Raw genomic sequence first — 18,385 nt, forward strand, 5'->3', positions numbered from 1 at the left:
ATTTATTCTAGGATAATAATAGTTTGACCAAATTCTACAGCTTGGCCATCTTCAACACAAATTTCTTTTACTACACCATCTGCTGTTGAAGGAACATGATTCATTGTTTTCATAGCCTCAACAATCATTATTGTATCACCTTTTTTAATTTTTTTTCCAATCTCAACAAACTTTTTAGCACCAGGTTCTGGAGCGTGATAAGCAGTTCCAATTATAGGTGAAGTAATTTCAGTTCCTGATTTAATATTTTGAGTTTGAGTAGGCCTTGAACTTGTTGCAGGTGATGAGGGTGAAATAGCTTGTGATTGATTACTAATTGAAACATTATTTTTTGATACTTTAATTTTTGTATCCTTTTCAGTTATCTCTATTTCAGTAAGATTAAATTCATTTAAATAATCGCTTAATTCTTTAATTATTTTTTTATCTATTTTCATTTTGCAAAGTCTTTTGTAATGAAATTATGGCCAAAATATATCCTTCAGCACCTAATCCAAAAATTCCTCCAGTAACCACACCACTTATGAGTGATTTATGTCTAAATTCCTCTCTTTTATAAATATTAGATAAATGTAACTCGATTATTGGTTTTTTAAATAAATCTAAAGCATCTCTTATAGCCACAGAAGTATGAGTAAATGCAGCGGCATTTATAATTATACCATCAAATTTTTTTCTAGCATCTTGAATTATATTAACAAGCTCTCCTTCAACATTAGATTGGGCAAATTCAACATCAAGTCCAATTTCTTGCGCTTTTTTAGAACAATTCTCTTTAAGTTGGTCAAAAGTAGTTGATCCATATTGTGATTGTTCTCTTTCTCCTAATAGATTAAGATTTGGACCATTAATAATAATTATTTTATTATTCATTCAGCACTTATATACGATGAAAAAAATAAAAAAAATAAAAATTAAAATAAATGGTAAATTTAAATCTATAACTCAAGATTCTAACCTCTCTGATGTGTTAAAAAATCTAAAAATACCATTAAATAAAGTAGCAATTGAGCTTAATGAAGAAATAATAGATAAGAAAAAAATTAATAAAATAAAATTAAATAAAAATGATAAAATTGAAATAGTTCATTTTATTGGAGGTGGTTAATTTGAAAAAAGATAGTTTAATTATTGCAAATAAAAAGTTTAATTCCAGATTAATTGTTGGAACGGGAAAATATAAAAGTATGTCTGAGTGCGCAAAAGCAATTAAACTGTCTGGGGCAGAAATCGTAACAGTTGCTGTAAGAAGGGTCAATATTTCAGATAAAAATAAGCCTTTACTGATGGATTATATTGATCCAAAAAAAATTACATATTTACCCAATACTGCCGGATGTTTTAATTCAAAAGAAGCTTTGAGAACTTTAAGATTAGCTAGAGAAATAGGTGGTTGGAAGTTAGTTAAATTAGAAGTTTTAGGAGATAAAAAAAATTTATTTCCTGACATGATAGAAACTTTAAAATCAACAGAAGTTTTAGCTAAAGAGGGTTTTAAGGTTATGGTTTATTGTAATGACGATCCTTTAATGGCTAAGCGTTTAGAGAATTCAGGGGCTGACGCTATTATGCCATTGGCAGCACCTATCGGTTCAGGATTAGGCATACAAAATAAAATCAATATTCAAATAATTAGAAAACAAACCAAACTTCCATTAATTATAGATGCTGGTTTAGGTCAAGCTTCTGATGCAACAATTGCGATGGAATTAGGTTGTGACGGAGTGCTGGTTAATACAGCGATTGCAAAAGCAAAAAAACCTTTTGAAATGGCACTTGCTTTTAAAAATGCAGTTATTGCAGGAAGACAATCGTACAAGTCAGGAAGAATAGATAAAATTTTAATGGGCAATCCATCTTCTCCATCAGGAGGAATTATTTAGCTTTTTTATAATATCGTTTTTTTTTATAAATTTTTTTTTTTATTTTATTAATCCCTTTTTTTTCTTCAAATTTACTTTCTTTATTCTGTATTTCCAGATTTTTTAGTTTCTCGTAATATTCCACTAGCTCAATTGTTTTTTTTGATTTATTTTTAATATCTATAATATACTCAGGTATTATTAATGAATTATCGCTAATAATATCTATTTTTACTTTATTTTTTTTTTCAAAATAGGTTAAATCTTTAACAAAATTTTCTTTAAGAAAATCTGAAATTTTTTCGCAAACTTTTAATTCAACAAATTTAGCCTTATTAATTACAGCTTTTAATTCAACGATTTTTAAAAGTTTTTGAGCGAAAGACTCATCTGTTAATGTAACTTTCCATTTAATCGCACTTTCCCTAAGCCTTTGTCTAGACATTTCTAAAAGACCAAAATTACTTATTCTACCTATTTGAATTCTTGCTCTATCTGATCTACATTTTTCTTTAAGTTTCCTTTCAACTAATCTTCTATTTCCATAACCAAGCATATCAATAAAATCTATGATAATTAAACCAGACAAATCTCTTATCTTTATTTGTCTTGCAATTTCTTCAGCCGCCTCGATATTTGTATCTAAAGCTGTGCTTTCAACATTTTTTCCTTTTATTGAACTTCCAGAATTTATATCAATAGAAACCAAAGCCTCTGTTGGGTTGATAACTAAATATCCACCTGATTTAAGTTTAATTTCAGAATCAAATATTTGATTTAACTTTTGTTCAATATTTTCTTGAATAAATAGCGGAACTTTTCCTCTATATTTTTTTACTTTTTTCACACTAGATGGCATCATTGTTTTCATGAATGACTGTGCTTTCTTATACCCATCGTTTCCTTCTACTACTATATTTTGTGTATTATCGTCTAACATATCTCTTAAAGTTCTTTTAATAATCTCGCTTTCTTGATGAATTAAAGAAGGAGCTATTGAGTTAATTGCGTTTTCCTTTATTTGTCCCCAAGTATTAATCAAAGTTGTTAAATCATTGTTAATTTCGTTTTTTGTTTTGTTGCTTCCAGCGGTTCTAACAATCAAACCCATCTCTCTAGGTATTTCTATTTCATTAAGAATTGTTCTAATTTTTTTTCTGTCAGCTGGATTAAATATTTTTCTGGAAATTCCACCACCTTTTGGTGTATTAGGCATTAATACTATGTATTTTCCTGCAATTGAAATGAAGGTACTTAAAGCAGCACCTTTTTGACCTCTTTCGTCTTTAATAACTTGTACAAGAATTACTTGATTAGGTTTTATTACCTCTTGAATTTTATACTTTTTAAATTTAAATCTCTGTTCCTTTTTTTTTTCTTTTACATCACCTAAATTTTCTTTTTCAGAAATATTTTCTTTAGTATTCGAATCCTCTTCTGTTTGCTCTTCTGATATCTTTTCTATAGGATCATCAATCTCTAGTTTTCCTTCAGCAATATTTTCTTCTTCTTTAGCCTCAACTTCTCTTGAAAGTTCTTCTCTAGCTTTTTCTTCTTCCTCTTTGATTCTTTCTAAATCTGCTTTTGGTATTTGATAATAATCTGACTGAATATCATTAAAAGATAAAAAACCATGTCTCTCTCTTCCAAAATCAACAAAAGCTGCTTGTAAAGAGGGTTCTATTCTGCTTACTTTGCCTAAATAAATATTATTTTTAATTAAGTTATTTTTTAGACCTTCGTACTCGTAATCTTCAATATTCTCGCCCGATTTAAGAACAACTCTAGTTTCGTTAGGATGCGAAGCATCAATATACAAATTTTTTTCCATAATTTTGTGAATGTTAATTTCATTAATAATTTAATTTTAAAATTTTGTTTTATTTTCTTGCCATATCTTTAACAAATTCCGAGATATAATGAAATTAAAATGAATAAAATTTTAAGAAATATCTTTGTTTTAACTTCGTCTTTTATTCTTTTATCTGCCATTTTGATATTAAGTATATTATGGACTTATTCGAATGATTTACCCGATTATAAATTTCTTAAAAATTATAAACCCCCTGTTTCCAGTAAAGTTTACTCTGGTAATGGCGATTTGGTGGCAGATTTTTCTCAAGAAAAAAGAGTATTTGTTCCATATAATTCAATCCCTAAAAATGTAATTAATGCATTTTTATCTGCTGAAGATAAAAATTTTTTCAAACACCCAGGTGTTGATGCAAAAGGTGTTATTAGAGCTGTAATAAACAATATTTCAAATATTTTATCATCTAAAAGATTGGAGGGAGCATCTACAATTACTCAACAGGTAGCAAAGAACTTTTTACTAACAAATGAAGTAAGTTTAAATAGGAAGATTAAAGAAGCAATTCTAGCTTTTAGAATAGAAAGAGCTTTATCTAAAGAAAGAATTTTAGAACTTTATCTAAACCAAATTTATCTTGGAAGTGGAGCATATGGAGTAGCTGCTGCAAGCTTAGAATATTTTGATAAATCTATTAAAGATTTAAATTACTCAGAGGCTGCTTTGTTGGCAGCTTTGCCCAAAGCACCTAGTAGATATAATCCGTATAGAGATCCAGATGTAGCAAAATTTAGAAGAAATTTAGTTTTAAAAAATTTATTAGAAAACAATTATCTAACGTTAGAATGGTATGAAAAACTGACAAATGAGGAAATAATTTTAAAAAAAAATAAAAAAATTTATTTAGAGGATGCCCAATATTTTATTGAAGATGTGAGAAAGAGCGTAATTGAAACTTTGAGCTATGATAAAGTTTACAAACAAGGTTTTAATATCAATACTCCAATAGACTTAAATTTACAAACAATTGCAACAAAATCACTTAGAGATGGATTAATAGCATATGATAAAAGAAAGGGATGGAGAGGGCCACTTACTAACAAGATTTATAATTCAGAATGGAAAAAAGATTTAGAAAAGTATAAATTAGAAAATTCAATTAATTGGAAATTAGCAATAGTCAAAAAAATAAATAAATTTTCAGCAGAAATAGAAACAGAAGATAATATTGAGGGCGTAATTGAATATCAGAGTATTTCTTGGACAAAAAAAGAATTTAATAAATTATTAAAAACCGGTGATATTATTTATGTTAAAAATTTTAAAGAAAATATTTTTAACTTACAACAATTACCAAAGGTAAATGGTGGAATTGTTGTGATGGATCCATTTACTGGAAGAGTTTTAGCACTAAGTGGTGGTTTTAGTTTTAAAAAAAGTGAATTTAACAGAGCAACTCAAGCTAAAAGACAACCTGGATCAGCTTTTAAACCATTTGTTTATGCATTAGCCTTAGAGAACAATTTTACACCAACATCATTAGTTCTAGACGCACCACTGGTTTTAGACCAAGGAGATGATTTAAAAATGTGGAAACCAGAAAATTATGGAAAAAAATTTTATGGACCTTCGACTTTAAGGGTTGGTTTGGAGAAATCTAGAAATTTAATGACAGTAAGAATAGCCCAAAATCTTGGTGTACAGAAAATAGTTGATTTTTCAAAAGCATTAAAAATTTATGATAATCCAGAAGAACTTTTATCCATATCTTTGGGATCTGCTGAAACAACTTTATTAAAACTTACATCTGCTTATTCAGTTTTTGTTAATGGAGGAAAACTTGTTGAACCAATACTGATAGATAGAATTCAGGACAGTGAGGGAAATACTATTTTTAATAATGATAAAAGAAAATGTATTAATTGTGATCAAATTTCTTATTTAACCAACGATTATCCAGAGATTAAAAATAACTATACGCAAATTTTTTCTCCAGAAACAGCTTTTCAAATGACATCAATTTTAGAAGGAGTTGTTAAAAGAGGTACAGCTAAAAAACTAAAAGACTTAAATTTAAATATTGCAGGTAAAACTGGAACAACAAATAAAAATACAGATACTTGGTTTATAGGTTTTACCTCAAATGTACTAGTTGGTGTTTATGTTGGTTCAGATAATCCAACTCCATTAGGAAAATATGAAACAGGATCTAAAACGGCTTTGCCAATATTCAAAAGTTTTATAAGTGATTCTATTAACAAAAATGATGCAAGACCATTTAAGGCTGCTAAAGGAACAGTGATGATGGTTGTTGACCCTTTAACTGGTCAAAAAGCAAAATTTAACTCAAAGAATACTATTATTGAGGTTTTTAAAAAAGAAAATGTAGTTGATGGAAAAGTACTTTATACAAATTCAGATAGATTAGATTCAAATAATATATTAAAGTTTTACTAATGGATAATAATTATCAAAATTTTAAAGAAGAAATTGAAAAGATAAATCAAAAAATACAGGAGTATCTTTGAAAAAAACAATATCCATTCAAAACTGCAATCTTTAAATTCACAAATGCTGAGTGCCGATTTTTGGCAAGATAAAAATAACTCTCAAAAAGTAATCAAAGAAAAGAAATTTTATGAAGATTTAACTAACTCTTTAAATAACAATGTTGAAAAACTTAAAGATCTAGATGATTTAAATCAACTGGCGCTTGAAGAAGAGAATTTACAGGTCCAAAAAGAAGTTCTTCAAAATATTAAAGACTTAAGAAGTGAAGTTAAAAAAAATGAAATTAAATGTTTTTTATCTAATGAAGCAGACCCTTTAAATTGTTACATAGAAATACATGCTGGAGCTGGAGGTACAGAAAGTCAAGATTGGGCCGATATGTTAAGAAGAATGTATTTAAAATGGTCTGATAAAAAAAATTTTAAGTCAAGTTTGATTAGTGAACATAGAGGTGACGAGGCTGGTATAAAGTCAGCAACAATTAAAATAGATGGCGATTATGTTTTTGGATGGTTAAAAAAAGAGTCGGGAATACATAGACTAGTAAGGATATCCCCATTTGATTCTGGAGCAAGAAGGCATACAAGTTTTGCAAGTGTTTGGATTTATCCAGTTGTAGATGAAAATATAAATATAGAAATTTTAGAAAAAGATTTAAGAATAGATACTTATCGTTCTAGTGGAGCAGGCGGTCAGCACGTTAACACTACTGATAGCGCAGTTAGAATAACACACATTCCATCAAAAATTGTTGTTCAATGTCAAAATGAAAGATCTCAACATAAAAACAAAGAAACATGTATGAATATGTTGAAAGCGAGATTATATGATTATGAAATTAAAAAAAGAGAGGAAGAAAGTCAAAATGTTGAAAGTTCTAAATCTGAAATAGGTTGGGGCCATCAAATTAGATCATACGTACTTCAACCTTATAGACTTGTAAAAGATAATAGAACTAATTTTGAAAGCACTAGTCCTGATAAAGTGTTAGATGGTGATATAGATGAATTTTTAGAACAATCGCTTTATAAATTAAATGAAAAATAATATTTTAAAATATTTTATCTTACTTCTGTCAGTGTTAGTTATTTTAATAGTTTACCTTAGCACAGTAGGTCTAGAGACAGATAAATTTAACGACCAAATTAAAAAAAAAATTTCACTAATAAATAAAAAGATAGATATAGATTTAAAAAAAATTAAATTAATCCTAGATCCTTTTAAACTTAAAATTTATGCAAAAACAGTTGGTACCACTGTATATATTTCTAAAAGACCTTTATCATTAGAAACCATAAAAACTGAAGTTTCGATCAGTTCTTTAATTAAAAATAAGATTTCATCGTCAAATATAGAAGTGACGACTAAGTCTATATTATTAAATGATTTAATTAAATTTATTCGTACAACAACCAACAAACCTGAGTTATTTATATTAGAAAAAATTGTAAAAAAAGGTCATGTAATTATAGATCTGAGTTTGAATATCGATGAAAATGGCAAAATTAAAAATGATTATGGAATTGAAGGTATAATAAAAGATGCAAGTATTAATTTTTTAAATAAGGCTAATTTTAAAAATATAAATTTTAATTTCAATTTTCAAAAAGATAATTATCTCTTTGATGAAATAAATTTTAAAGCAGAAGAAGTAAATTTTATTTCAAAAAAAATAAACGTAAAAAAGAAAAACAATAGCTTTTTAATTGATGCTATTGTTGAAAACGATCAATCAAGTTTAAATTCAAATATATTAAAATTATTAAATTTAAGTTTTGAAAATATAATTGTTGATGATGCTAAATTTAAAACAAATAATGAATTTTCTTTGGAAATAGATGAAAAATTCAAAGTTAAAAATATTATTTTAAATTCTGATATAAATATTACTCAGCTAAAATATAAAAATTTAAAAATAATTAATAACTATTTTCCACAAGTTGATGATCTAATTTTACTCGATAATCATAAATTAAATCTAAAATATAAGGACAAAAATTTATCAATTAACGGTGAGGGACAAATTCAGTTAAATACTGGAGAAATAGATGAAATTAAGTATTCTATAAATAAAAAAGATAAGAATTTAAGTATAGAGTCAGAGTTATTTTTAAAAAATATATTTTTAGAGCAGCAAGAGTTTTTAAAAATTTTCTTCCCTCAAACTAATGAAAATTTAAATTTTAATAATCAAAAATTAAAAATTAATTTTAAAAATAATAATCTATCTTTTTCTGGTTCTGGAAAAATTAAAATCGATAAAGATTTTGAAGAAATTGATTATTTTATTGAGAAAAATGAAAATAAAATAAGTTTTAATACTAATTTAAATGTAAAAAATACAAAATTTAAAATTGACAATATTAATTTTAAAAAACAAGATAAAAGTAAAATGAATCTTCAAATTAATGGAGAATTAAAAAATAATAAAAATCTTAATATAAATAGCTTTATTATTAATGATGAAAATAATAACATTAAAATCAAGAATTTATTTCTTAATGATTCTAATCAAATAATAAAAATTGATAAGGCAAATTTTAATTATTTAGATACAGAAAACAAAAAAAATAATTACAATATAAAAAAAGTAGAAGGCCAAAATTATTTAATTGATGGCACCTCATTTAATGCAAATTCTTTAATTTCGAATTTACTAGATACCAATGATAAAAAAGAAAACAATCTTTTTGAAAATAACGTAAGTATGGATCTAAATTTTAAGGAAGTTTACTTTGATAAAATACACTTTGTTAAGGATTTAAATGGAAAGATAAAAATTATTAATAATAAAGTAGAAGAAGCAGATATTTTGGCCCTTTATAATAATTCGCAAAATATAAAATTTACAATTAGAACAAATGATCAAGGTGAAAAAATTACCACCCTTTTCTCATCTAAGGCTAAACCCCTAGTAGATAGATATAAATTCATTAAAGGATTTAAAGATGATAGAGAAGGATATTTAGACTTTTACTCCTTAAAAAAAGATGGAGTCTCAACCTCTAAATTAGTAATTGATAATTTTAAAGTTAAAGAAATTCCAGCGTTAGCTAAGTTGTTGGCTCTTGCATCTCTTCAGGGAATAGCAGACTTACTTACAGGAGAGGGGATTAGATTTACAGATTTTGAAATGAATTTTACTAATCAAGATAAACTAATGAAAATTCAAGAATTATATGCAATTGGTCCAGCAATATCTATTTTATTGGAAGGATACATTGAGGAGGATAAATTAATTAGTTTAAGAGGAACCTTGGTTCCAGCGACAACAATTAATAGATCTATCGCTTCAATACCTTTACTTGGAGATTTATTGATTGGAAAGAAAGTAGGCGATGGTGTTTTTGGTGTCAGCTTTAAAATTAAAGGTCCCCCTAAAGATTTAGAAACTACTGTAAATCCTATAAAAACTCTAACACCCAGGTTTATTACTAGAACTTTAGAGAAAATTAAAAAAAATTAATTTAATTCTATTTTGATATGTCTTTTTTTTCCAAGGGAAAGTTTAAGATAATTATCTTTAAATAAATTTTTATTGATTTCGAATTTTTCATCTAAAATAACATCGTCATTAATTTTTACCGCATTCCCTTTTATAAGCCTTCTGATTTCGCTTTTCGAGTTTTCTAGTTTAGATAATAAAACAAGGTCTACTATATTTATTTTTTCTTCTATTTTATTTGATTGAATATTAACTTTAGGTAAGTTCGAACCCAGAGTGTTTCCGGAGAAAGCTTCTTTTGCTGCTTGTTCAGAATTTTTAGCTGCTTCCTTTCCATGTAACATTTCTGTGGTTTTATTAGCAAGTAGTATTTTTAATTCATTTATATCTTTATCTTTAATTGTTTCTATTTCCTTAATTTCAATTTCAGTAAACATTTTTAAAAATTTAATTACATCTCTATCATCTATGTTTCTCCAAAATTGCCAATAATCATAAGCTGATAAGTATTTTTCATCTAACCAAATAGCCCCACTTTCAGTTTTTCCCATTTTAGCACCAGTTGCTAGTGTAATTAATGGAGTTGTTAAACCAAAGGTTTGATTATTAGAATATCTTTTAATTAGCTCAACACCATTAACAATGTTTCCCCATTGATCTGAACCTCCGATTTGTAAGACACAATTTTCTTTCTTATTTAATTCAAGAAAATCATATGCTTGTAAAATCATATAATTAAACTCCATATAGCTTAGAGATTGTTCTCTATCTAATCTGAGTTTTACACTATCAAATGTTAGCATTCTATTTATCGTGAAATGTTTTCCGATATCTCTCAAAAACGAAATATAATTTAAATTTTTAAGCCAAGTATAATTGTTTACAAATATTGGCTTTGTATTCGGATCATCATTATCTAAAAATTTTTTTAAAATATTTTTGATATTTTTAATATTTTTTTCAATCTCATCCTCACTTAATATTTTTCTAGTTTTATCTTTACCAGATGGATCCCCAATTCTTGTAGTTCCTCCACCAAGTAAAACTATTGGTCGATGTCCATTTTTTTGAAGTAGTCGTAAACACATTATTTGAAGTAAGCTACCCACATGTAAGCTTTCAGCTGTACAATCAAAACCTATGTAACCTTTTATCTTTTCTTCATCTAATTGTTTAGATAGTTCATCTTCATTTGTGCATTGATAGAAAAAACCTCTATCTTTAAATTCTTTTAAAAATTTATTCATAAGTTTATAGTTACAATATACAAATTTTTTTTAAAAAACATATCAATGAAAAAAAAATTATATACTGCAATTGGACTAATGAGCGGAACATCTATGGATGGTATTGATTTATCTATAATTAGTTCAGATGGATACGATGAATTTTCAAACATTTTAGATGATTATTATGAGTATGATAAAAATCTTCAGGATCAGTTAGTTCGATTAAGAGATTTAGTTTTAACAAAGAAAGATCTTTTACATAATTCAGAAAAATTAAGAGAATTAGAGCGTAATTTAACTCTTTTTCATGCCGATGCAGTTAATCAATCATTAAAAAAGTATAGAGATCCCATTGATTTGATAGGTTTTCATGGACAAACAATTTTTCATAACCCAAGTGAGAAAATTACTAATCAATTAGGAGATGGGAAATTGTTATCTCAAATGGTCAAAAAAAAAGTCATTTATGATTTTAGACAAGCGGATATTAAAAACAATGGTCAAGGTGCACCTTTAACACCAATTTTCCATTATATTTTATCAAAAAAAATCAATCAAAATTTTAATGTTAAATTTCCAGTAGGTTTCTTAAATATTGGTGGTATCGCAAATGTTACAAAAGTTATCAATGACTCAGATAATTTCCAAAACAACCTTTTTGCTTTTGATATAGGTCCTGGTAATTGTTTAATTGATGAATGGGTAAGAAAGAATTCAAATAAAAAAATTGATAAAAATGGTGAACTAGCTACAGTAGGGAAAGTTGATCAATTAATTTTAAATCAAGCAATAGATAATTTTAAAATAAATTCTTACTCTCAGTCATTAGATATTAAAAATTTCGATGTATCTTTTGCAAGAGGTTTGTCCCTAGAAGATGGTTGTGCTACTATAACAGATTTTACAGCGTATTTGATTGCAGAAGGCTTAAAATATATTGGTCAAAAAAATAGTATTACATTTTTACTCTGTGGTGGTGGAAGAAAAAATTTTAATTTAATAAGTCGTATAAATAATTACATATCAAATGAAAATAGTATTAATTTGAAATTTATAGATAATTATAATTTAAATGGTGATTATATTGAATCCCAGGCATTTGCATTTTTGGCTATAAGGTCTTTTTTAAATTTACCAATTTCTTTCAGTACAACAACTGGATGTAAAGAATTTACAGTTGGTGGAAAATTAGCAGAAAATTTTCAATAAAGTGCTGTTTCTTTTTTTATATATTTATCAAGATGCTTTACTAAAGTATCACTTGTTTTTGAAAAGAAATGATTAGCCTCTGATATTGTATTAAATTCTACTTTAATTCCTTTTTGAGCACTTAATCTTTTATCTAACTCTGTAATGTATTCTACTGGTACCAATTCATCTTTTTTACCATAAACAACTAAGCCTGAAGTTGGACATGGAGATAAAAAAGAAAAATCATAAACATTTGGTTGTGGTGAAATGGCTATAAATCTGTTTATTTCTGGTCTTCTCATTAATAATTGCATTGCAATCAAAGATCCAAATGAAAATCCTGTAACCCAACATTGTGAATTGTCAAAATTTTCTCTTTCTAACCAATCTAAAGCAGCTGCTGCATCAGCAAGTTCGCCTTGACCATTATCGAATTCTCCATCGCTTTTACCAACACCTCTGAAATTTACTCTGCACACCGAAAAATCGTTATCCATAAATGCATGGAAAGTATCTACTACTACTTTATTATTCATCGTTCCTCCATATTGAGGATGGGGCTGTAACACTAAAGCAATTGGTGAAGTATTTTTTTTACTTTTATAATATTTAGCCTCAAGTCTTCCAGCAGGACCAGGTATAAATATTTCTAAAATTTTATTGTCCATAAGCGATATTGATTATTATTCTCAAAAAAATGTACGTTTATCATAAGTCAGCGACAATATGTTAGTTTTTTTTTACACTCTAAACTTGACCATTTTAGTCAGGTATGTATAAAAACTCACAATTTAAGGGTAAAAAATGAAACTTACATCCAAAGGTAGATATGCTGTAATGGCATTAGTTGATTTAGCTAGGTTTGATAATATCAATCCAGTATCACTAAGAGATATATCATTAAGACAAGGTATATCTTTAGATTACCTAGAGCAAATTTTTTCTAAATTAAAAAAAAACCAAATTGTTAAAAGTATAAGAGGAAAGCAAGGAGGATACGTTCTTAATAAAAATCCAAATGATATAAAATTAACAAATATCTTTCATGCAGTTGATGAAAAAGTAAAAACTGTTCAATGTAAAAAAGAATCTAAAAAAGGATGCAACGGCAAAGCTACAAAGTGCATTACTCATAATTTATGGGACGAATTAGAGATACACATAAATACATTTTTTGAAAATAAAAGCCTGAAAGATTTATTAAACAACAACAAAGAAACAAGAGTTTAGAATGGATAACAGACAAAAAGAAATAAATAATTTAAAAGACTATAAGTATGGTTTTTCGACAGACATAGAAAATATTCAAGCTCCAAAAGGTTTGAATGAAGATGTCATTAAATTTATATCTAATATTAAAAAAGAACCTGCATGGATGCTTGAGTTTAGACTAAAAGCTTTTGAAAGATTTAAAGTATTAAAAGAACCTGACTGGCAGAAACCTAAATTTCCAAAAATAGATTATCAAGATTTATATTATTATTCTGCACCTAAAAGTATGAAAGATAAGCCAAAAAGCTTAGATGAACTGGATCCTAAACTTTTAGAAACTTATAAGAAACTTGGAATTCCTTTGCAAGAGCAAGCGAGATTAAATGGAATAGCTGTTGATGCTGTATTTGATTCAGTTTCTGTAGCCACTACATTTAAAGATGAATTAACTAAACAAGGAATTATATTTTGTCCTATATCAGAAGCAATTCAAAATCACCCTGAATTAGTTAAAAAATATCTAGGATCTGTAATTCCAATAAGTGATCATTTTTTTGCAACATTAAATTCAGCAGTTTTTACAGATGGTTCATTTGTATACATTCCAGAAGGTGTTAGATGTCCAATGGAACTATCAACTTATTTTAGAATTAATGCATCTAATACAGGTCAATTTGAAAGAACTTTAATTATTGCAGATAAAGGAAGTTATGTAAGTTACTTAGAGGGATGTACAGCTCCAATGAGAGATGAAAATCAATTACATGCTGCTAATGTAGAGCTAGTTGCGCTCGATGATGCAGAAATAAAATATTCAACTGTTCAGAACTGGTATCCAGGAGATCAAGATGGCAAAGGTGGAATTTATAATTTCGTCACCAAAAGAGGTTTGTGCAAAGGTAAAAATTCTAAAATTTCATGGACACAAGTTGAAACAGGTTCTGCAATTACCTGGAAGTATCCTAGTTGTATTCTTAAAGGAGATAACTCTGTTGGTGAGTTCTATTCAATAGCTATTACTAACAACCACCAAAAAGCAGATACAGGTACCAAAATGATCCATTTAGGCAAAAATACTAAAAGTAAAATAATTTCGAAAGGAATATCAGCTGGTAGTTCTGATATGACTTATAGAGGTTTAGTTGATATTTCATCAAAAGCAAAAAATTCAAATAATTATACTCAGTGCGACTCTTTATTAATGGGAAATAAATGTGGAGCTCACACTGTGCCTTATATAAAAAACAAAAATTCTGAGTCCAATATTGCTCACGAGGCAACCACATCCAAGATTAGTGAAGAGCAGCTACATTATTGTCAACAAAGAGGACTAAATCCAGAGGAAGCTGTTAGCTTAATTGTTAACGGTTTTTGTAAGGAAGTGTTGCAACAACTACCTATGGAATTTGCTGTAGAAGCGCAAAAACTTGTAGGTATCAGTCTGGAAGGAAGTGTTGGTTAATATGCTTAAAATAAATAATTTAAATGCAACCATCGATAATAAGTCTATTTTAAACGGACTATCCTTAGATATAAATCCCGGTGAGGTTCATGCAATTATGGGCCCTAATGGATCTGGAAAAAGCACATTATCAAATATTCTATCTGGAAAAAAAGGTTATGAAGTTTCTGGGGAAGTTCTTTTTGAAGAAAAAGATTTATTTGAACTTGAAACAGAGGAAAGAGCACACAAGGGTATATTTTTAGCTTTCCAATATCCTTTAGAAATTCCAGGTGTAAATACAAATATATTTTTAAAAACTTCTTTAAATGCAGTTAGAAAAGCTAGGGGAGAGAAAGAGCTTGATGCTATTGAGTTTCTAAAATTGGTAAAAGAAAAGTCTAAAGAATTAAAATTTGATGAGGAAAAATTAAACAGACAATTAAATGTTGGTTTTTCTGGAGGTGAAAAAAAGAAAAATGAAATTTTACAGATGTCGTTGCTAGCTCCAAAACTTTCAATTTTAGATGAAACAGATTCTGGTTTAGATATTGATGCTTTAAAAATTGTTGCAGATGGAGTTAACACATTAAGAGATAAAAATAATTCATTTTTAATTATTACACACTACCAAAGATTACTTGATTATATAAAACCTGACTTTGTTCATGTTTTGATGAATGGAAAAATTGTAAAATCTGGTGGTCCTGATTTAGCTTTAGAATTAGAGAAAAAAGGATACGAAAATTTTAATTAAATGAAAGAACAATTAAAAAAAGATTTTTATAATAGTATAAAAAATTTAAGTTTATCTCAAAAAGATATTGAGATAAAAAAATTTTGTTTAGATAATTTTATAGACAAAGGTTTTCCTAATAAAAAAGAAGAAGATTGGAAATTTTCAGATCTTAATCAAATAATAAAAAATAATATTGGAGAACTTAGTTTTTATAATGATCAAGCTTCTACTAATAAAGTTGATACCTCTGTATTTGTAGATGGATTAGAGCACAACAAAATAGTTTTTATAAATGGTAGAATTGAAAAAATTGATTTTGAATATGAAAAAAAAGATCAAATAGAAATAATTGATCAATCAGAAACTATAAATGAATTTGAAAATAGCAATTCATTATCTGACTTAAATAATGCCTTTACTAATAAATGTTTTAAAATATTGGTAAAAAAAGGTTATCAGTTAGCAAAACCTCTTATTATCTATCATACAACAAATTCAAAAATTTGGTCTAAAAACATTAATTTACGACTTAATTTTGAACTAGATAAAGATAGCTCATTAAGATTAATTGATTTGTTTAATGATGTATCTGAAAAGAATTTTTTAAATATATTTTATAACTTTGAATTAAAGGAAAATGCTGTTTTAAAAAACTATAAAGTAGATAAATTTGAGAATAAAAATATTAAGTATTCTTTTAATAATATTGATCAAGACAAGAACAGTATTTCTGAAACATTTATTTTATCTTCTGGATCAAATTTTTCTAAAAATGAGATAAACTGTAATTTAAACGGAGTTTATGCATCAGCTTTTGTTAATGGTGTTTTTTTATTGAATAATGATAAACATCACGAAATTAGATCAATAATAAATCACTTAACTGAAAATACAAAAAGTTATCAATTAATTAAAAGTGTTTTAGAACAAACCTCTAAAGCAGTGTATCAAGGCAAAATATTTGTAAATTCAGATGCTCAGAAAACTGATGGATACCAATTGAGTAAAGCAATATTGTTAAATAAAGAATCGGAGTTTAATGCCAAGCCAGAACTAGAAATTTATGCTGATGACGTTAAGTGTTCGCATGGTTCAGCATCAGGCAGTTTAAATGAAGACTCTATATTTTATTTAATGTCTAGAGGTTTAAGTTATCAGCAGTCAAGGGAGCTATTGATTAATGGTTTTCTGCTTGACGTTGTGGAAAAAATTACTGACTCAGAAATAAAAAACTTAATAAAAAATATGCTTGGAATTAAAGAATGAATATTGATCAGATAAAAAAAGAATTTCCAATTTTTGATGAAAAAATTCAAAATAATGATCTAGTTTATTTAGATAGTGCAAATTCTTCACAAAAACCAAAAATAGTTGTGGATAGAATTAATGAATTTTATACCAAACAATTTTCTAACGTTGGAAGAAGTGTTCATTATCTTGCTGTAGCAGCAACAAATTTATACGAAAACACAAGATCATCAGTTCAAAAATATATCAACGCTAAAGATAAAAATGAAATTGTTTTTACAAAAGGTGCTACAGAAGCATTAAATTTAGTTGCTAATACATTAGGCCAAAGTTACCTACAGGAGGGTGATGAGGTATTAATTACGGAACTTGAGCATCATTCAAATTATGTGCCATGGCATTTCTTAAGAAAATCAAAAAATATAAAAATTAATTTTGCTGAAATAAATGAAGAAGGTGAAATTACCCTTGAAGAAATAGAAAAGAAAATAACTCCAAAAACAAAATTAATTTCTATTACTCATCTGTCGAATGTAACAGGTGCAATTTTACCTGTAAAAGAAATTACCCAGCTTGCACATTCAAAAGGAATAATTGTTGTAGTCGATGGATGTCAGGGAGCGCCACATTTAAAACTAGATATGCAAGATTTAGATTGTGATTTCTATGCAATTTCATGTCACAAAATGTATGGACCTACAGGTTTGGGAGTTCTATATGGTAAAAAAAAATGGTTAGAAGAATTACCTCCATACCAAGGTGGTGGAGGAATGATAAATGAAGTTAAAAAAGATAGGATTTCTTATGGTGAACTACCTAATAAATATGAGGCTGGTACTATGGCTACAGCACAAGTAATTGCTTTTGACCAATCAATAAAATTTTTAGAAAGCATTGGTATTGAAAATGTTATGAAACATGAAGCTGATTTAGTTGAATACGGGCAAGAACTATTACAAAAAAATAACTCAGTTAAACTTATCGGAAATCCAAAAAATAAAGGAGGGGTTTTATCATTCACTATAGAAGGAGTTCACCCTCATGATATAGCTACTATCTTGGATGAAGACGGGGTTGCAATAAGAGCAGGACATCATTGTTGTCAAATTCTACATGACAAATTAAATATTCCAGCTAGCGCAAGAGCATCGGTTGGTATTTATAATACAAAAGAGGATTTAGATCAGTTGAATGAGTCAATAAACAACTGTAAAAAAATATTTAATTTATAATGAATTTAAAAGAACTTTATCAAGAAATTATATTAGAACACGGTAAGAATCCTAGAAATCTTAGAAAGACAGAAGGTTTTAATAAAGACGCAAAAGGTAATAATCCACTTTGTGGTGATAATGTTCATGTTTATTTAAAACTAAATGGACAAAAAATTGTAGAAGATGCATCCTTCGAAGGTAGTGGTTGTGCGATTTCAATGGCTTCAGCTTCTATAATGACAGATTTAATTAAGGGAAAAAATGAGCATGAGGCTAAAGAGATAGTTGAGGATTTTTTAGGAATGATTAAGGAAAATCCTAAATTAAAATCTAAGTATTTGAGCGAAGATGAAAAAACTAAACTAATGTGTTTATCTGGTGTTAAGCAATATCCAATGAGAGTTAAGTGTGCAACTTTATCTTGGCATACAATGGTTTCTGCTTTTGATGAAAAAACAGAGGAAGTAAAAACGGAAAATTAAA

At 27.4% G+C, this 18,385-nt stretch carries 17 protein-coding genes; 12 read left to right on the plus strand and 5 right to left on the minus strand.

Annotation, left to right across the window (positions count from 1 at the left end):
* Positions 1–2: 2 nt before the first annotated feature.
* Positions 3–437 (minus strand): acetyl-CoA carboxylase biotin carboxyl carrier protein, encoded by a 435-nt coding sequence (locus AMN83_RS03375; RefSeq protein ID WP_075504268.1) that lies wholly within the window; start codon positions 435–437, stop codon positions 3–5.
* Positions 424–873: a type II 3-dehydroquinate dehydratase gene (gene aroQ, locus AMN83_RS03380; RefSeq protein ID WP_075504269.1), complete on the minus strand. Its 450-nt coding sequence runs from the start codon at positions 871–873 to the stop codon at positions 424–426. Before aroQ ends, AMN83_RS03375 begins: the two co-directional genes overlap by 14 nt.
* A 16-nt stretch (positions 874–889) precedes the next feature.
* Here aroQ and thiS point away from each other — a divergent pair, with 16 nt between their 5' ends.
* Positions 890–1,108 (plus strand): sulfur carrier protein ThiS, encoded by a 219-nt coding sequence (gene thiS / locus AMN83_RS03385; RefSeq protein ID WP_075504270.1) that lies wholly within the window; start codon positions 890–892, stop codon positions 1,106–1,108.
* A 1-nt stretch (position 1,109) separates the two neighbouring features.
* Positions 1,110–1,883, plus strand: a complete 774-nt coding sequence (locus AMN83_RS03390) for a thiazole synthase (protein ID WP_075504271.1) — start codon at positions 1,110–1,112, stop codon at positions 1,881–1,883.
* Here the strand turns inward: AMN83_RS03390 and AMN83_RS03395 are convergent.
* A complete protein-coding gene (locus AMN83_RS03395) occupies positions 1,876–3,693 on the minus strand; it encodes an Rne/Rng family ribonuclease (RefSeq protein WP_075504272.1) in 1,818 nt (605 codons plus the stop codon). The two genes, AMN83_RS03390 and AMN83_RS03395, sit on opposite strands and share 8 nt — an antisense overlap.
* A gap of 99 nt (positions 3,694–3,792) precedes the next feature.
* On the opposite strand from AMN83_RS03395, the gene AMN83_RS03400 reads away from it, so the two are divergent.
* The 3 genes from AMN83_RS03400 to AMN83_RS03410 all read left to right on the plus strand — a co-directional run bounded on the left by AMN83_RS03400 (position 3,793) and on the right by AMN83_RS03410 (position 9,649).
* On the plus strand, positions 3,793–6,129 hold the full coding sequence (locus AMN83_RS03400) for a penicillin-binding protein 1A (RefSeq protein ID WP_075504273.1): 2,337 nt from the start codon (positions 3,793–3,795) through the stop codon (positions 6,127–6,129).
* Positions 6,129–7,230, plus strand: a protein-coding gene (gene prfB, locus AMN83_RS03405) for a peptide chain release factor 2 (RefSeq protein ID WP_425304143.1) whose coding sequence is annotated in 2 segments (ribosomal slippage) — positions 6,129–6,197 and positions 6,199–7,230 — 1,101 coding nt in all. Because the reading frame shifts where the segments join, the coding sequence is not laid out codon by codon here. Before AMN83_RS03400 ends, prfB begins: the two co-directional genes overlap by 1 nt.
* A complete protein-coding gene (locus tag AMN83_RS03410) occupies positions 7,220–9,649 on the plus strand; it encodes an AsmA-like C-terminal region-containing protein (RefSeq protein WP_075504275.1) in 2,430 nt (809 codons plus the stop codon). Before prfB ends, AMN83_RS03410 begins: the two co-directional genes overlap by 11 nt.
* Here AMN83_RS03410 and tyrS read toward each other — a convergent pair.
* Positions 9,646–10,875, minus strand: coding sequence for a tyrosine--tRNA ligase (tyrS, locus tag AMN83_RS03415; protein ID WP_075504276.1), 1,230 nt, complete (start codon positions 10,873–10,875; stop codon positions 9,646–9,648). The two genes, AMN83_RS03410 and tyrS, sit on opposite strands and share 4 nt — an antisense overlap.
* 45 nt (positions 10,876–10,920) lie before the next feature.
* Between tyrS and AMN83_RS03420 the strand changes: the two genes are divergently transcribed.
* Positions 10,921–12,066: an anhydro-N-acetylmuramic acid kinase gene (locus AMN83_RS03420; protein ID WP_075504277.1), complete on the plus strand. Its 1,146-nt coding sequence runs from the start codon at positions 10,921–10,923 to the stop codon at positions 12,064–12,066.
* Here AMN83_RS03420 and AMN83_RS03425 read toward each other — a convergent pair.
* Complete coding sequence (locus AMN83_RS03425; RefSeq protein ID WP_425304144.1) at positions 12,060–12,704, minus strand: alpha/beta hydrolase; 645 nt, start codon at positions 12,702–12,704, stop codon at positions 12,060–12,062. The two genes, AMN83_RS03420 and AMN83_RS03425, sit on opposite strands and share 7 nt — an antisense overlap.
* A gap of 148 nt (positions 12,705–12,852) precedes the next feature.
* Between AMN83_RS03425 and AMN83_RS03430 the strand changes: the two genes are divergently transcribed.
* From AMN83_RS03430 to sufU, 6 genes are read left to right on the plus strand one after another with little or no spacing between them, the layout of a single operon-like run.
* Complete coding sequence (locus AMN83_RS03430) at positions 12,853–13,278, plus strand: Rrf2 family transcriptional regulator (RefSeq protein WP_075504279.1); 426 nt, start codon at positions 12,853–12,855, stop codon at positions 13,276–13,278.
* A 1-nt stretch (position 13,279) separates the two neighbouring features.
* Positions 13,280–14,722, plus strand: coding sequence for a Fe-S cluster assembly protein SufB (gene sufB / locus AMN83_RS03435; protein WP_075504280.1), 1,443 nt, complete (start codon positions 13,280–13,282; stop codon positions 14,720–14,722).
* A 1-nt stretch (position 14,723) separates the two neighbouring features.
* A complete protein-coding gene (sufC, locus tag AMN83_RS03440; RefSeq protein WP_075504281.1) occupies positions 14,724–15,458 on the plus strand; it encodes a Fe-S cluster assembly ATPase SufC in 735 nt (244 codons plus the stop codon).
* Complete coding sequence (sufD, locus tag AMN83_RS03445; protein WP_075504282.1) at positions 15,459–16,706, plus strand: Fe-S cluster assembly protein SufD; 1,248 nt, start codon at positions 15,459–15,461, stop codon at positions 16,704–16,706. It begins immediately after the preceding gene.
* Positions 16,703–17,920 (plus strand): aminotransferase class V-fold PLP-dependent enzyme, encoded by a 1,218-nt coding sequence (locus AMN83_RS03450; protein ID WP_075504283.1) that lies wholly within the window; start codon positions 16,703–16,705, stop codon positions 17,918–17,920. Before sufD ends, AMN83_RS03450 begins: the two co-directional genes overlap by 4 nt.
* A complete protein-coding gene (gene sufU, locus AMN83_RS03455; protein ID WP_075504284.1) occupies positions 17,920–18,384 on the plus strand; it encodes a Fe-S cluster assembly sulfur transfer protein SufU in 465 nt (154 codons plus the stop codon). Before AMN83_RS03450 ends, sufU begins: the two co-directional genes overlap by 1 nt.
* Position 18,385: the final 1 nt, after the last annotated feature.

The sequence above is a fragment of the Candidatus Pelagibacter communis genome, assembly GCF_001180025.1.
Lineage (GTDB): Bacteria > Pseudomonadota > Alphaproteobacteria > Pelagibacterales > Pelagibacteraceae > Pelagibacter > Pelagibacter ubique_A.

Bases quoted from the DNA above. Each gene is read 5' to 3' on its own strand.
- sufC (WP_075504281.1), top strand. From the start codon at position 14,724: ATGCTTAAAATAAATAATTTAAATGCAACCATCGATAATAAGTCTATT.
- AMN83_RS03450 (WP_075504283.1), top strand. From the start codon at position 16,703: ATGAATATTGATCAGATAAAAAAAGAATTTCCAATTTTTGATGAAAAA.
- AMN83_RS03375 (WP_075504268.1), bottom strand. From the start codon at position 437: ATGAAAATAGATAAAAAAATAATTAAAGAATTAAGCGATTATTTAAAT.
- AMN83_RS03420 (WP_075504277.1), top strand. From the start codon at position 10,921: ATGAAAAAAAAATTATATACTGCAATTGGACTAATGAGCGGAACATCT.
- aroQ (WP_075504269.1), bottom strand. From the start codon at position 873: ATGAATAATAAAATAATTATTATTAATGGTCCAAATCTTAATCTATTA.
- AMN83_RS03400 (WP_075504273.1), top strand. From the start codon at position 3,793: ATGAATAAAATTTTAAGAAATATCTTTGTTTTAACTTCGTCTTTTATT.
- sufD (WP_075504282.1), top strand. From the start codon at position 15,459: ATGAAAGAACAATTAAAAAAAGATTTTTATAATAGTATAAAAAATTTA.
- AMN83_RS03430 (WP_075504279.1), top strand. From the start codon at position 12,853: ATGAAACTTACATCCAAAGGTAGATATGCTGTAATGGCATTAGTTGAT.
- AMN83_RS03410 (WP_075504275.1), top strand. From the start codon at position 7,220: ATGAAAAATAATATTTTAAAATATTTTATCTTACTTCTGTCAGTGTTA.
- thiS (WP_075504270.1), top strand. From the start codon at position 890: ATGAAAAAAATAAAAAAAATAAAAATTAAAATAAATGGTAAATTTAAA.
- sufB (WP_075504280.1), top strand. From the start codon at position 13,280: ATGGATAACAGACAAAAAGAAATAAATAATTTAAAAGACTATAAGTAT.
- AMN83_RS03395 (WP_075504272.1), bottom strand. From the start codon at position 3,693: ATGGAAAAAAATTTGTATATTGATGCTTCGCATCCTAACGAAACTAGA.
- sufU (WP_075504284.1), top strand. From the start codon at position 17,920: ATGAATTTAAAAGAACTTTATCAAGAAATTATATTAGAACACGGTAAG.
- tyrS (WP_075504276.1), bottom strand. From the start codon at position 10,875: ATGAATAAATTTTTAAAAGAATTTAAAGATAGAGGTTTTTTCTATCAA.